13 protein-coding genes are annotated in these 13,369 nt (G+C 65.5%); 4 read left to right on the forward strand and 9 right to left on the reverse strand.

From position 1 onward, the window contains the following. Nucleotides 1-154: 154 nt before the first annotated feature. Entirely contained in the window at nucleotides 155-586 is a 432-nt protein-coding gene (locus AC5RUM_RS14500; protein WP_400579254.1) for an SRPBCC family protein, read from the forward strand. Nucleotides 587-598: 12 nt separating this feature from the next. On the opposite strand, the gene AC5RUM_RS14505 is transcribed toward AC5RUM_RS14500, so the two are convergent. From AC5RUM_RS14505 to AC5RUM_RS14525, 5 genes are all read right to left on the reverse strand, one after another. Beyond that, nucleotides 599-1,486 carry a 3-hydroxyacyl-CoA dehydrogenase family protein gene (locus AC5RUM_RS14505; protein ID WP_494035579.1) on the reverse strand — a complete coding sequence of 296 codons (888 nt, stop codon included), beginning with the start codon at nucleotides 1,484-1,486 and terminating at the stop codon, nucleotides 599-601. After that, nucleotides 1,483-2,301, reverse strand: coding sequence for an enoyl-CoA hydratase/isomerase family protein (locus tag AC5RUM_RS14510; RefSeq protein ID WP_494035580.1), 819 nt, complete (start codon nucleotides 2,299-2,301; stop codon nucleotides 1,483-1,485). The genes AC5RUM_RS14505 and AC5RUM_RS14510 overlap by 4 nt, the downstream gene beginning before the upstream one ends. Beyond that, nucleotides 2,301-3,512 (reverse strand): thiolase family protein, encoded by a 1,212-nt coding sequence (locus tag AC5RUM_RS14515; protein ID WP_494035581.1) that lies wholly within the window; start codon nucleotides 3,510-3,512, stop codon nucleotides 2,301-2,303. Before AC5RUM_RS14515 ends, AC5RUM_RS14510 begins: the two co-directional genes overlap by 1 nt. Nucleotides 3,513-3,620: 108 nt before the next feature. Next, nucleotides 3,621-4,310 (reverse strand): pentapeptide repeat-containing protein, encoded by a 690-nt coding sequence (locus tag AC5RUM_RS14520; RefSeq protein WP_494035582.1) that lies wholly within the window; start codon nucleotides 4,308-4,310, stop codon nucleotides 3,621-3,623. Next, nucleotides 4,310-4,768, reverse strand: coding sequence for an SRPBCC family protein (locus tag AC5RUM_RS14525; protein ID WP_494035583.1), 459 nt, complete (start codon nucleotides 4,766-4,768; stop codon nucleotides 4,310-4,312). The genes AC5RUM_RS14520 and AC5RUM_RS14525 overlap by 1 nt, the downstream gene beginning before the upstream one ends. Nucleotides 4,769-4,896: 128 nt before the next feature. Here AC5RUM_RS14525 and AC5RUM_RS14530 point away from each other — a divergent pair, with 128 nt between their 5' ends. Continuing rightward, a complete protein-coding gene (locus AC5RUM_RS14530) occupies nucleotides 4,897-5,073 on the forward strand; it encodes a CsbD family protein (protein WP_494035584.1) in 177 nt (58 codons plus the stop codon). A 153-nt stretch (nucleotides 5,074-5,226) separates the two neighbouring features. Here the strand turns inward: AC5RUM_RS14530 and AC5RUM_RS14535 are convergent, their stop codons facing one another. Beyond that, nucleotides 5,227-6,687 carry an amino acid permease gene (locus tag AC5RUM_RS14535; RefSeq protein WP_494035585.1) on the reverse strand — a complete coding sequence of 487 codons (1,461 nt, stop codon included), beginning with the start codon at nucleotides 6,685-6,687 and terminating at the stop codon, nucleotides 5,227-5,229. A gap of 560 nt (nucleotides 6,688-7,247) precedes the next feature. On the opposite strand from AC5RUM_RS14535, the gene AC5RUM_RS14540 reads away from it, so the two are divergent. Both AC5RUM_RS14540 and AC5RUM_RS14545 read left to right on the forward strand, forming a co-directional pair. Beyond that, on the forward strand, nucleotides 7,248-7,547 hold the full coding sequence (locus tag AC5RUM_RS14540; RefSeq protein ID WP_494035586.1) for a hypothetical protein: 300 nt from the start codon (nucleotides 7,248-7,250) through the stop codon (nucleotides 7,545-7,547). Next, nucleotides 7,544-9,346, forward strand: coding sequence for a hypothetical protein (locus AC5RUM_RS14545; protein WP_494035587.1), 1,803 nt, complete (start codon nucleotides 7,544-7,546; stop codon nucleotides 9,344-9,346). Before AC5RUM_RS14540 ends, AC5RUM_RS14545 begins: the two co-directional genes overlap by 4 nt. Before the next feature lie 153 nt (nucleotides 9,347-9,499). Here the strand turns inward: AC5RUM_RS14545 and AC5RUM_RS14550 are convergent, their stop codons facing one another. From AC5RUM_RS14550 to AC5RUM_RS14560, 3 genes are all read right to left on the reverse strand, one after another. Then, the gene (locus AC5RUM_RS14550; protein WP_494035588.1) at nucleotides 9,500-11,377 is read right to left on the reverse strand and encodes an ABC-F family ATP-binding cassette domain-containing protein; all 1,878 of its coding nucleotides are present in this window, start codon (nucleotides 11,375-11,377) and stop codon (nucleotides 9,500-9,502) included. A 236-nt stretch (nucleotides 11,378-11,613) separates the two neighbouring features. Next, complete coding sequence (locus AC5RUM_RS14555) at nucleotides 11,614-12,489, reverse strand: metal ABC transporter permease (protein WP_494035589.1); 876 nt, start codon at nucleotides 12,487-12,489, stop codon at nucleotides 11,614-11,616. 2 nt (nucleotides 12,490-12,491) lie between these two features. Beyond that, the gene (locus AC5RUM_RS14560; protein ID WP_494035730.1) at nucleotides 12,492-13,367 is read right to left on the reverse strand and encodes a metal ABC transporter ATP-binding protein; all 876 of its coding nucleotides are present in this window, start codon (nucleotides 13,365-13,367) and stop codon (nucleotides 12,492-12,494) included. Between the last annotated feature and the right edge of the window lie 2 nt (nucleotides 13,368-13,369).

The following is a 13,369-nucleotide window of genomic DNA, read 5'->3' on the forward strand; positions in this document are numbered from 1 at the left end:
TGGCCCGCTTATGGGACCTATACCCACCCTGCTGGCCCGGCTTTCCGCCTCCTAAGACGGAAAACCGGGACAGTTCGCCGTGCAGCACCGAAGGGGCGAAGACCCGTGCCCGCAGGCAGGTGTGCTGTTCCTGTTGTCTCGCTAGGCTGATGCCATGATCAAGGTCGCGGGTACAGTCAGCGCTCCCCTGCCGGCAAGAACGGCCTTCGCCTATCTGTCGGCGTTTGAGCACACGGCCGAATGGGACCCCGGTACCGCGGTAATGGACAAGCTCACGGAAGGGCCCGTCGCTGTCGGGCACCGGTATCACGCGGAGACGCTCTTCCGCGGCAAGCGCCAGTCCCTTGAGTACGAAGTCATCGAACTGTTCGACAACCACATCAAGCTGCGCGGCGAAAACGACAACGTGGTGTCCTTTGACTCCATCGACGTCAAATCCACCGGTCCCGGCTGTGACGTCCTCTACACCGCCGAGTTCAGCATCAAGGGGCCGTTCAAACTGCTTCAGCCCTTCCTGAAGCCGGCATTCATGTCATTGCGCGATCCCGCGTTGGAAGGGCTGAGGCAAAAGCTCAACTCCCTCTGACTGCAGCCCTCCTCAGTCGGCCCAGTCGAAGAATCCCTTGCCCGTCTTTCGTCCCAGCTCGCCGCGGGCCACCTTGTCCTTCAGGATCTGCGGCGGCGCGAAGCGCTCCCCCAGTGTGGACTGCAGGTATTCGGCGATGCCCAGCCGCACGTCCAGTCCCACGATGTCGGTGGTCCGCAGGGGTCCCGTGGGGTGCTTGTAGCCGAGCACCATCGCATTGTCGATGTCCTCCGCAGACGCGACGCCTTCCTCCACCATGCGCATCGCTTCGAGCGCGATCGCCACGCCCAGCCGTGAGGAAGCGAACCCGGGCGCGTCATTGACGACGACGGCGGTCTTGCCCAGTGCCCGGACCCACCTTTTGGCTGCTTCGGCCAGGTCCTGGGACGTCTGTTCGCCGAGCACCACCTCAATGAGCGTGGAGGCGGGCACAGGGTTGAAGAAGTGCAGGCCCAGGAAGTTCTGCGGGCGCTTCAGCTCGCGGGCCAGTCCGTTGACCGACAGGGACGAGGTGTTGGAGGCGAGGTAGGAGGTCTCCGCGAGGCGCTCCTCGATGCCCCGCAGAGAGGTGACCTTGAGGTCCCAGTCCTCCGGAACGGCCTCAACGACCAGCTGGCGGTCCTCGAAGTCGTTGTAGTCCGCCGTGACGGAGAGCCGGGACTTCATGTCCTCCAGGCTGCCGTCCGCGGCGCCGCGTTCGATGCTCTTGGCGGCGGCGGCCTCCACCCGGCCGCGGGCTGCTGCCGCGGATTCTTCATCACGCTCCACCACCAGGACGTTCGCGCCGTTGATGAGGAAGGCGTGGGCGATGCCCGCGCCCATCCGGCCGCCGCCGAGAACTCCGACGAGGTCGGGAAGACTCATGGCAGAAAGGTTGGCGGGCGGTGTCGGGTTGCTCATGGCTGTGTCTTCTTCTCTGTTTCCTTGGCTGTCTTCTTATCCACTTTTTTGTCTAGAAACGCCTGCATCCTGTCGAATTTCGCCTGCGATTCAAAGAGGATGCCCTGGGCCAGCTGGTCGATTATCGGATGGGCCCCGGCCGGTGCATGGAACACGGACTTCGTGATCCGGACGGCCAGGGGGTCCTGCCGGGCGATGCGGTCGGCGAGACTGTGGGCCCCGTCCATCAGCACCGGAGCCTCATGGATTTCGGTAATCAGGTTCACCCCCAGCGCCTCTTCGGCGCGCAGGACGCGGCCCGCCAGGAGAATCTCCTTGGCCACCGGCTCCCCGACCAGCTCCTTGAGCCGCCAGCTGGCTCCCGCCGCAGCGAGAATTCCGAGGCCGGTTTCGGGATTGCCGATCCGGACGCTGGGCGTGCCAATCCTGAAGTCGGCGGCGTACGCGAGTTCTGCGCCACCGCCCAGGCAGTACCCGTCCAGCGCCGCTATGACGGGCATGGGGAGCTTGGCAATACGGACGAAGATGGTTGAGTTGATGCCCTGCAGGGCGTCGTCACGGCGCCGCTCACGGAGCTGGGCAATATCCGCGCCGGAGGCAAACACTCCCTCGGTGCCCGCGATGATGAGAACCTTGGGGTCTTTTTCCAATGCGGAACAGACCGCGTGCAGTTCATCCACCATTTGCTGGTCGATCGCGTTGCGGACTTCGGGCCGGTTCAGCAGCACCACCACCCGGTCCTCGCGCTCTTCAACCAGCAGGGTGCTGAACTCCAGGGTGCCCAAGTGTCCGTTCGCGCCGTCCGGGGCGACCACTACACGCGCTCCAGCAGCATGGCCGTGCCCTGGCCGACGCCGATGCACATGGTGGCCAGGCCGATCCGCGCATCCTCGCGTTCCATCCGGCCCAGCAGGGTAATGGCGATCCGTGACCCGCTGGAACCCAGCGGGTGCCCCAGCGCAATGGCACCGCCGTCGTTGTTGACGATGTCCGGATCCAGGCCCAGGCGCCGCATGCTTGCCAGCGACTGGGTGGCAAACGCTTCGTTAAGCTCGACGGCGCCAAGGTCACCGACGCTGAGCCCGCTCCGCTTGAGCACCTTCTGGGTGGCCGGAACCGGGCCGATGCCCATGATTTCGGGCTCACAGCCGGCCGAAGCGCCGTCGATGATGCGGGCGCGGGGCGTCAGGCCCAGCCTCTCGATGGCGCCTTCCGAGGCCACGATGATCGCCGAGGCGCCGTCGTTGAGGCTGGACGAGTTGCCGGCCGTCACCACCGAGCCGCCGGGGATCACCGGGCGGAGGCCGGCCAGGACCTCCATCGTGGTGCCGGGCCGGGGGCCTTCGTCCGTGTCCACGACGCTTTCGGACTTCCGCGTCTTCACGGTGACCGGGACGATCTCGTCCTTGAACCGGCCGGCCTCGATGGCCGCCAAAGACTTCTCGTGCGAACGGACCGCGAAGGCGTCGGCGTCCTCGCGGGAGATGCCGTCCACCCGGCCCACTTCCTCGGCGGTTTCCGGCATCGAGAAGGTCATCTTGCCGTCGCGCGAGAGTTCGCCCTTCTTGAACGCCGGGTTGACGAAGCGCCAACCGATGGAGGTGTCGAAGATTTCGCCGGGCTTGGCGAACGCTGTCTGTGGTTTCTCCTGCACCCACGGGGCGCGGCTCATGGATTCGACGCCGCCGGCGACCACGATGTCCGCTGCTCCCGACTTGATCATCTGGCTGGCCATGATGATGGCGCTGAGGCCGGAGGAGCACAGCCGGTTCACGGTGATGCCCGGGATATGGAGGGGAAGTCCGGCTAGGAGAGTGGCCATGCGGGCAACGTTGCGGTTTTCCTCGCCGGCTCCGTTGGCGTTCCCGAGGATGACTTCGTCGATGGCGTCCGGATCCACCCCCGCGCGGGCCACGGCTTCGCGGACCACGAGCGCTGCAAGGTCGTCAGGGCGGACGCCCGAGAGTGCACCGCCGTATCGCCCTACCGGGGTACGTGCGCCACCAACCAGAAAAGCCTCGACCATGAGAACATCCTTTACGCAGGGGGTTGGGCCGGAAACGAATAAATTACCGACCGTTCGTTCTATAAAGATTACACGGCAGGCTCCGGCGGTCAACCGGCGGAGGCAGGCTTACGCCACTACGAGGCCAAGATGCGCCGCCAGCAGGGGTGCAAGAAGACCCAGCTGGTGGTCGTCTATCACCGCACCGGCAAGGCTCTCGAGGCCGCTGATGCTCCGGAAATCGGTGCCCCGCAGGTCGAAGTCCTGCAGAGCGGCGCCGCTGAGGTCCAGGCTTCCGATGGTGCAGTTCCGGAGCGCAACGCGGGCAGCCGTGGCGGACCCCAGGTCCAGTTCATTGATGATGCAGTCGCTGACCAGGACGTCAGCGAGCCGGGAACCGCGGAGGTTCACATAGTCCAGCTTGCCGCCGTCGATCTTTACCGACTGCCAACCGCTGCCATACAGCTCAGCCGATCCCCAGCGGGGGTTGTTGAACTCGACGTCGCGCAGCGTGCACCTGGCCGCCGTGAGCACCGGAGCGTAGGCCTCGTCCAGAAGACAGTCGCGGAAGCTGGCGCCGCGCAGCTGGGTTTCATAGAAGGAAACTCCGGAAAATGCGCACTCGGCGAAGACGGTCCCGCCCAGCTCCAGGCCGTCAGCAACCACCCTCCTGTAGTGCGCGCCGTCGTACCGCTCGCCGGCGCGGAATTCAGGAGCATCGTCATCCCGCAGCCCCTCGAGCCGGACGGGAGTCAGGCGCGGCGGCCTGACCTTCAGGGCCTTCCCGGGAGAGGCTTTGCGTTCCGCCCCTCCCGCCATTACAGCGACTCCGCTTTCGCGGCGATCTCGGCCAAATCCTTTGCCAGCGCTTTCCGCGTGACGTTCATGCCGATCTTGCCGAACAGTGCCATCATGACCTTGCTGACGACAGTGGGCCGGAGGACTTCGGCGCCGAAGGTCAGCGTCAGGTCCGTTCCCCCCTCGCGCTCAGCCAGAGTAAAGCGGGAGGTGTAGTCCGCGCCGCCCTGCAGGGCCTTGACCGTGGTGCTTCGGGGCGGATCCGCCTCGGCTACCCACATTTCCACCGTCTCGCGGCGGCCCAGCATTGACCGCGTCTCCTTCCAGCGCGTCCCTTCACCGTAAGGGCCCTCACTGACCATCTGGATGGACTCCACGCTTGAAAGGGTTCCGGCAGAACCGGGAATGTCGGAGATCACCGCCCAGACTTTCTCCGGGCTGGCGTTCACGTGCTGCGTCAGGCTGGTGCTGTGATCCATGGTCCGAGCCTAGTGCCGGGGACGGACATTGGCACCCAAACGGCCTGCCCCTTGAATTAGTAAGTATGCTTTGTGTTAGGCTGAAATGGCTTTGTCAGATCAACCGGCAACGGAAGGTGGTCAACACCATGGGTATCGGAGACAAGATTTCGAACGCAGCCGAAGACCTCGGCGGCAAGGCCAAGGAAGCCGCGGGCAACGCAACGGACAACGACCGCCTGAAGGCCGAAGGCCAGAAGGACCAGGTTGTGGCCGACGCCAAGAAGGTCGGCGAAGGCGTCAAGGACGAATTCAAGCGCGATTAGGTCCTAAAAACTTACATAAGCCACGACGGCGGCGGACTCTCCTTGGGGGGTGTCCGCCGCCGTCGTTTTTCCATGCCCTCAAGCGCGAACGGACACTTAAGCCCGTCACAAGGGAGCTTAAGTGTCCGTTCGCGCTTCCAAGGGACGAGGGAACTAGCTGTACAGCTCGCTCTTGGGCTCGTTGTTCTTAACCTTCTGCCAGCCGAGCCACAGCAGGACCGCGAAGAAGGGGATGGTGCCAAGGGTCCAGAGTCCGAGGTAGAAGACCTCGCCACTCTTGCTGGTCATGGTGTCGAACCCGATCAGCACGGTGATGGCCAGGAGACCCAGCAGCCCGGCCCAGCTGGTCCACGGCGAACCGGGCATCGGCAGGGTGGACGTGACGCCCTTGCGGTGGCGCAGCGCGATCTGGCTGGCGAAGATGGCGCCCCACGTGAAGATCACGCCGATGGACGCGGTGTTGAGGGCCAGGTCAAACGCGTGCGAACCGCCCAGCCAGATGTTGAGCAGGATGCCAACGAGGTAGAAGGCGGCAATGGCAAGAATCGCCGCGTACGGCACGTGGCGCGAGGACATCCTGGTGAGCCACTGCGGGGCGTGCCCGTTGTTGGCCATGGTGCGGAAGACGCGGCCGATCGAGTACAGGCCCGAGTTGCAGGAGGACAGCGCCGCAGTGATGACGATCATGTTCATGACGTCGCCGACCCAGCCGAGGCCCATCTGGCCGAAGACGGTGACGAACGGGGACACGCCGGCCTTGTACTGGTCGGACGGCAGGAGCATCGCGAGCAGCGTCACGGAACCGACGTAGAAGACCACGATGCGGAGCACGACGGCGCGGATCGCCTTGGGCACTTCGCGTTCCGGATTCTGCATCTCGCCGGCGGTGATGCCGACGAGTTCGATGCCGTTGTAGGCGAAGATCACGGCGTTGAGGACCAGGACCATGACGAGCGCACCCTTGGGGAACATCCCGCCCTCGGCAGCGAAGAGGTTGGCCACGGAGGCGTTGCCGTCGCCCACCTGTGCGTTGGTGAGCACCATGAAGGTGCCGACGGCCAGGAAGATCAGGATGGCGCCGACCTTGAGGCAGGACGCCCAGAATTCGAACTCGCCGAACGCCTTGACGCTGAGCAGGTTAACCGCCACCAGCAGGGCCAGCGCAGCGATGGCGGACGCTTCGACCGGGACGTTGGGGAAGAAGAACTGGAAGTACAGGCCGATCGCGATCAGTTCCGCGATGCCCGTCATGCCCCAGTTGATGAAATACATCCAGCCGGACAGGAATGCGCCCTTCTTGCCGAACATTTCACCCGCGTAGCTGACGAAGGAGCCCGACGTCTGGCGGTACATGATGAGCTCGCCCAGTGCCCGCATGAGGAGGTAGGCGATGACGCCGGCAATGGCATAGGAGAAGATCAGTGCCGGGCCCGTGGAGGCGAGTCGCCCGCCGGCTCCCATGAAGAGGCCGACGCCGATGGCACCGCCCATGGCGATCATGGTGACGTGGCGCCTGCCCAGGGTCTTTTTGTAGCCCTCGGCGCTGAGGGTCGAGTCGACGGCGACGGATGGGGCCGTCCGGCTCTCAAGTTCTGTGGGGGTAATTTGAGGCACAGCTGTTCCTTGTAGGTTGTGGTGTTGCCGCGGGTCGGTATGTTGCCGGTTGGGGAACCTGGAGTTCTTGCACAGATAATTCGCGTTCAGACCCCTTATGAGGTCCATATGTGTGCCAAAACTCATGAAGCATCGAAGGTTCGCGCGACCCATCCATCGTACAAGATCCCGGCGGCACTCCGTGACGCGGGCAACATTTCCCGCCGCCGGCCCCCGTTCCGGCGGTCCTGGCACGCGAAGTATTTCGAATGGATAAAAACACTCCTGATTGGAGGCAATTCCGGATACCCTGAGCACCATGGGGGTGACGTGCGTCTCCTTCTTGCGACCACGCCGCCTGCGTGGGCATGTGGCACTCGTGCCATTCCTCAGGGGGGACTATGAGAAAAAGAGCACTACTGCCTGCAGCTTTGCTGCTTGCAGTTGCCGGGTGTTCAGGCGGCGGCTCCGGTCCTGCGGGGCCGGGTGCCAGCGAATCGGCGCCCGTATCATCGGCAACACCGGGTTCGACGGCATCGGAGACGCCGCTGATACCCCCACCGCCAACCGACCCACCATCCTTGCCCACCGACGTGTCGACCACGCTGAACGCCATCAAGGACCTGCAGGAGCACACATGCACCGCAGGCGCCGGCGGATCCTGGAGCTTCAAAGGGAACCTGGTCAATACCTCGGACAAGGCCAAGACCTACACTGTGGCGGTAGCCGTGACGATAGGCGCTGCCGTTCAGGGCCACGCCCTGATCACGGAAACTGTCCCGGCAGGGAAATCGGCTGAGGTGTCAGCCGAGAACTTCGCGAAAACCACTGGCTCAGCAGGCCAGTGCGAACCGGTTGTCTCGGCAAAGGATGCTTCATGAGAAAACCAATACTGACGGCTGCCCTGCTCCTGAGCTTCGCGGCCGGGTCCCTTGCTGCCTCGCCCGCCCTCGCCGAGGATTCCGCCACCGCCACACCGTCGTCCCAGTCGGCTGAAGCGACAGGTGCCGCCACGGCTACGCCTGCGCCGACTCCCACCGGGACAGCCTCTGGGGCGCCGCTGCCAACCGAGTCGCCGTCGCCGTCGGCCTCGCCCACTCCTTCTGCCAGCCCGGCCGAGTCCGCCCCGGTGACGGCGTCGCCATCTGTGACGCCCTCGCCCTCGGTAACGCCGTCGCCGTCGGCCTCTGCTCCCCCGAAGACGACAACAAAGGTGGAGCCGCCTGCCGAGCCTGCACCCGTCGTCGTTAAGGGCGCAATCGCCGTGAAATGGCAGGCCATGAACGGCGCTGCCGGCGTTCTCGGCGCGCCCGTCGCGAACGAAATCTGCATCGGAAGCCTGTGCGGGCAGACGTTCAAGGGCGGAACCATGTACTGGACCTCGGCCACGGGTGCGCATCCTGTGCTGCTGGCCGCGGGCCGGACGGGCCCTTCCTGGTATGCAAACGGCCGCACCGCCGTATTCGGCTATCCCGTCACAGATGAAGTTGCCGTCACTGGTGGAACAGCTCAGAAGTTCTCCAGCGGCAAGCTGCTTGTATCGACCAGCACGGGCGTTTTCCAAATCTGGCTCAAGGGCGCGATAGGCAGCCGCTGGGACTCGCTGGGAGCGGTGAGTGTGCTCGGCCTTCCGATCACCAGGGAACTCTGCGGCCTCCGCGACGGCGGTTGTGCCCAGGGATTCGCCAAGGGATACATCTACTGGAGCCCGGCCACCGGGGCGCGAGTGGTCAGCGGGCTCTATTACACCCGGTGGGCGGGCTTGGGCGGCCTGTACGGACCGATGGGCTACCCGGTCAGCGATCTGGCCTGCGGCAAGCCGGCCGGGGGCTGCATCCAGACGTTCCAGGGCGCCACCGTGTTCTGGTCACCTGCAAGCGGCGCCTGGGTCACCAAGGGCGGCATCGGGGCCAGATATATGGGCGTCGGCGCGATGCGGAGCGCCTTGGGATATCCCACGGCGAACGAGAAATGCATCCCCGGACAGTGCATCCAGGCGTTCCAGGGCGGCTACATCGGCTGGACACCTGCGGCAGGCACGCGGATCTACGCGATGACCACGTGCGCCAAGCTCAACAATGGGCAGACCAAGTACTCCGCGTACGGTGCCAATCGGGTCCTGTTGACGTACACCGGCGGCTACAAGCAGTCATATGCCACCAACGTCTACTGCGTCCGGGTGGCCGGTCTGTACGTTGCAGACTGGAGGACCGACGGCTACGTGGGTGCCTCCGGGTTCAAGCCGCCGGGAGTTCCCTCCGGCCCGACCCGCTACCTCTACTCTCCTACCGGCTCCTACTCGGTTACGGAGGCATTCGGGCTGGGCAACCCCGGAACGAAGCTTGCCTACCGGACCCTGAACCCCAACTCCCGCTGGGGCGGAAACCCCTGGACCCCGACGTACAACAAGTACTTCGAGTCGTCCTCATGGGTGGGCTGGGACGAGAACATGTGGTACTTCGCCACGCGCGCCTCGCACGACTACCGCCAGGGTGTGGTGGTCAACTACAACCGCCCCAACATCGTGCAGGACGCCGGCTTCGCCATTTTCCTGCACATGAACAAAGTCCCGACGGCGGGCTGCATCTCCCTCGATGACTGGGCAGTTGTCGACTACATCCGGAAGTCGACCCCCGGCGACCGGATCATCATGGGAACCTACAACGACATCTTCCGGTAAAACCGGACGGGATCACGTTCTTAGTTCACCTTTCACGCTGGCGCCAGTGCCGGCGGCCGCAGGCCGCCAGCACTGGCGCAAGCCGTTTCCGGCCACGTGCCTGTTCCGGGCACGTGCCTGGCTATGCAGTTCTGGCTATGCAGTCGGCGGGCCCTATGCAGTCGGTGGGGCCGGGGCGATCGCTCCGCCGTCCATCGTGTATTGCAGCCAGGTACCGGTGACGGCTGGCCCCGAAGAATCGCGAATTTTGCCCCGGGGCCCGTGGGCGCAGCCACGGAACCATTGCCGCAGGGCGCGGTCGTGGCTCACCATGACCACCGTCCCGCCGAACCCGGCGAGCGCGGTTTCGAGTTCCTCCACGAGCACGGGAGCCAGGTGGTTGGTCGGTTCGTCAAGCAGCAGGATGTCGTGGTCCCCCAGAAGCAGCCTCGCCAGCGCAAGCCGACGCTGCTGGCCGGCCGACAATCCGCCCAGCGGCACATGGAACTCGGTGGCGCGGAACAGGCCAAGCCGGAGCAGCGCCTCTGCGTGGTCGTCGATGTTGCCGCCCAGGCCGGCAGCGAAGGCGGGAAGCAGCCGCAGCGACGGCTGTCTGGGCAGCTCGAGTTCCTGCTGCAGATACCCCACCTTGTCCGGGCGTTCCACCACGCCCTGCGTTGGCGCCAGCGTCCCCGCCAGCACGGACAGCAGCGTGGATTTTCCCGCTCCATTGGGCCCGGTGATCAGGATTTTCTGCCCCGCATCCACCCGGAACGCGGGCACGTCCAAGCGGCCTGGTACGCGCACGCCGTGAACGCGAAACACAGCCCCATATCGTTCAGAACCATGCAGTTCCGCGGCGCTGGCGCCAGCGCCGCCACCGTCCCGGCCGGCCCTTTCCCGGCCGGCCTTTTCCCGATCGGCACCTTCCCCGTCGGCACCGTCAGAGCCAACGCCGCCGTCGCCGGGCCTGCCGTCCACATCCGCGGCCAGCCGCGCATCCAGCTTCAGCCGCTCCGGAGGCCTCTGGACGGGGCTCGCTTCGAGGCGCCGGAGGCGCTCGCGGGCATTGCGGATCTTGCTCGTGGCGGCACTTTCCCAAGTGCCAGCCTTGTAGTCGAAGCTCATTTTGTCGCCGTCGCGCCGGCGGGCGTAGCCCATGGTGGTTGCGACGGTGTCCGCCTGCTTCCGCTCGGCAGCCATGGCGTCGATCCAGCCGTGGTACTGCTGCACCCAGCGCTGCCGCTCGGCCCGCTTCTCCTTGAGGTAGCCGTCGTAGCCGTTGCCGTACCGGTTCACTGCGCCGCGTTCGGCATCCACTTCAATCACCGTGGATGCGATCTTCCGGAGCAGGACACGGTCGTTGGAAACGACCACCACCGTACCGCGGTGAGCGGCAAGTCGTGTTTCCAGCCAGGCCACCCCGTTCGCATCCAAGTGGTTGGTGGGCTCGTCAAGAAGCAGGATTTCGGCGGGGTCGGCCAGCAGGCAGGCAAGGGCCACGCGTTCCTGCTCCCCGCCGGACAGCGACCCCATGGTCCGTTTGCGGTCCACGCCGCCAAGGCCCAGCCGGTCCAACGCCGCTTCCACCCGTGATTCCGCGGCGTAGCCTTCACGCATCTGGTACTGGGTCTGCAGACTGCCGTAAGCCTCCAGCCCGGAGTCTTCGGCAGTGGCCAGGCACCTCTCCAGACGCTCGAGTTCGGATTCCATGTCGCGCAGCGGGCGCAGTGCCTCGTCGATGGCGTCGGCCACGGTCAGCCCTTCCGGCAGCCCGGATGTCTGCGCCAGGTAGCCCACCCGTCCGTGGCGGACAGCCGTGCCTGCTTGCGGTTTCTCGAGCCCTGCCAGAATTTTCAGCAGGGTGGATTTGCCAGCGCCGTTCTCTCCGACGATCGCCACGTGCTCGCCGGGGGAGATCACCAAGTCGACGTCGTCAAACAGTTCGCGGTCCCCGTAGCTGTGCCGGACGCCGGAAAGACGCATCTGCTCGGCCCGGAAAGCCTGCGCAGCGGAGGAAGTCTGCGTTACCCGGGAAGTGCGTTCAGTCATGGGAAGTCCTTGCAGTCCGAAGGGTGGCCCGGATCGGTCCCGTCCAGGGGAGGTGATCTACGGAGCCCGGTAACGGGATGCGACCCGGCCATTCGCCATCGCCGCTGATTAGGACTTCATGCCTTCCAGAGTGCCCGGCAGCGCCAGTGCCGTCAAGGTTCACCGTCGCGCCTCAAGGCGGGGGTCCGCCGTCGGAACGTCCGCGCCTAAGGCGAGCCTCCGCCGTCGGCCGCTGTTTAGGCGGCGAGCACGGCAGCCTTCCTGCGGCGGGCCTTGGCCAGCCGGGTGCCGATGAGCCCCTGGCGGGGACTGAACAGATAGACGACGGCGAAGACCGCGCCCTGCGTGAGCACCACCATGGCGCCCGATGCCGTGTCCAGGTAGTAACTGAAGTAGATGCCGGCAATCGAGCACGCCGCCGAAATGGACGGGGCAATCACCAGCATGCGCGAGAACCGGTCGGTCAGCAGGTACGCCGTGGCCCCGGGAATGATGAGCATGGCCACCACCAGCACCACGCCGACGGTCTGCAGCGCCACCACCGACGTCAATGCCAGCAGCCCCAGGAGCAGGGCGCCGAGGCGCTTCGGTGACAGACCGATGGCGTGCGCGTGCGTGGGGTCGAACGCGTAGAGGGTGAGGTCGCGGCGCTTCAGGATGAGAATGGCGAACGCCACCACGCCCAGCACCAGCACCTGGATGAGGTCCGGGACGCTGACGCCCAGCAGGTTCCCGAAAATGATGTGGTTCAGGTCCGTCTGGCTCGGGGTCACGGAGATCAGCACGAGTCCCAGGGCGAACAGGGAACTGAACACAATTCCGATCGCGGCGTCCTCCTTCACCCTGCTCGTGCTGCGGACCACCCCGATCAGGGTCACCGCAATCAGCGCGAACACGAGCGCACCGAGGGCGAACGGCGCCCCCACGATGTAGGCAAGCACGACGCCGGGAAGCACGGCATGGGAGACGGCGTCGCCCATGAGCGACCAGCCGATCAGGACGAGCCAGCAGCTCAGGACCGCGCACACGACGGCAGCGAGCGCCGTAGTGAGGATGGCCCGGACCATGAAGTCATAGCCGAGGGGTTCGGTGAGGAGGGAGACGAGGTCCATGCTCAGATCCCCCACTCGTGGGCAACGGCCCGGCCGTCCCGGTTGCTTGCGGTCTCCGAGTTGCCTGCGGCGTCCCGGGTGCCTGCGGTCAACGGGGTGCCTGCGCCGTCCCGGTTCAGGACGTCGAGTCCGAAGGCCATGGCCAGGTTCTCCGGCTGCAGCACCACGTCCGGAGTTCCGTGCATCAGCACCTTGCGCATCAGGAGGACCGCTTCATCGCACAGCTGCGGAAGGGCGTGAAGGTCATGGGTGGAGATGAGGATGGTGCAGCCGTCGGCGGCCAGCTCGCGCAGCAACCGCGTGATGGTGGCTTCCGATCGCTTGTCCACCCCTGCGAAGGGCTCGTCGAGGAGCATGATGGTGGCACCCTGCGCAATTCCCCGCGCCACAAAGGCACGCTTCTTCTGCCCGCCCGAGAGCTGGCCGATCTGCCGGCCCGCGAACTCTGAGAGTTCCACCCGGTCCAGTGCCTCGTCAACGGCGGCCCGGTCAGCCTTGGAGGGGCGACGGGTAAAGCCCTGGTGGCCGTAGCGGCCCATCATCACCACGTCCCGCACGGACAGCGGGAACTGCCAGTCCACGTCCTCACTCTGCGGGACGTAGCCGATCCCGCCCTCCTTGCGTGCCTTGGCCGGCGGTGCGCCGTTGATCAGCACCCGCCCGGCGTCGGGCTTGATCATGCCCATGATGGCTTTGAACAGCGTGGACTTTCCCGAGCCGTTCATGCCGATGAGGCCGCAGATCCTGGCATGCTCGAGGCTCAGCGAAGCGGAATCCAGCGCGAGCACTTCGCCGTAGTGCACAGTCACCCCCGCCACCTGGATGGCGGGTGGCGGAACGGACTGCTCCGGGGGTGCGTGCCGGCGGGCTACGTGCATGC

The sequence above is a fragment of the Arthrobacter sp. B2060 genome, from assembly GCF_059090445.1.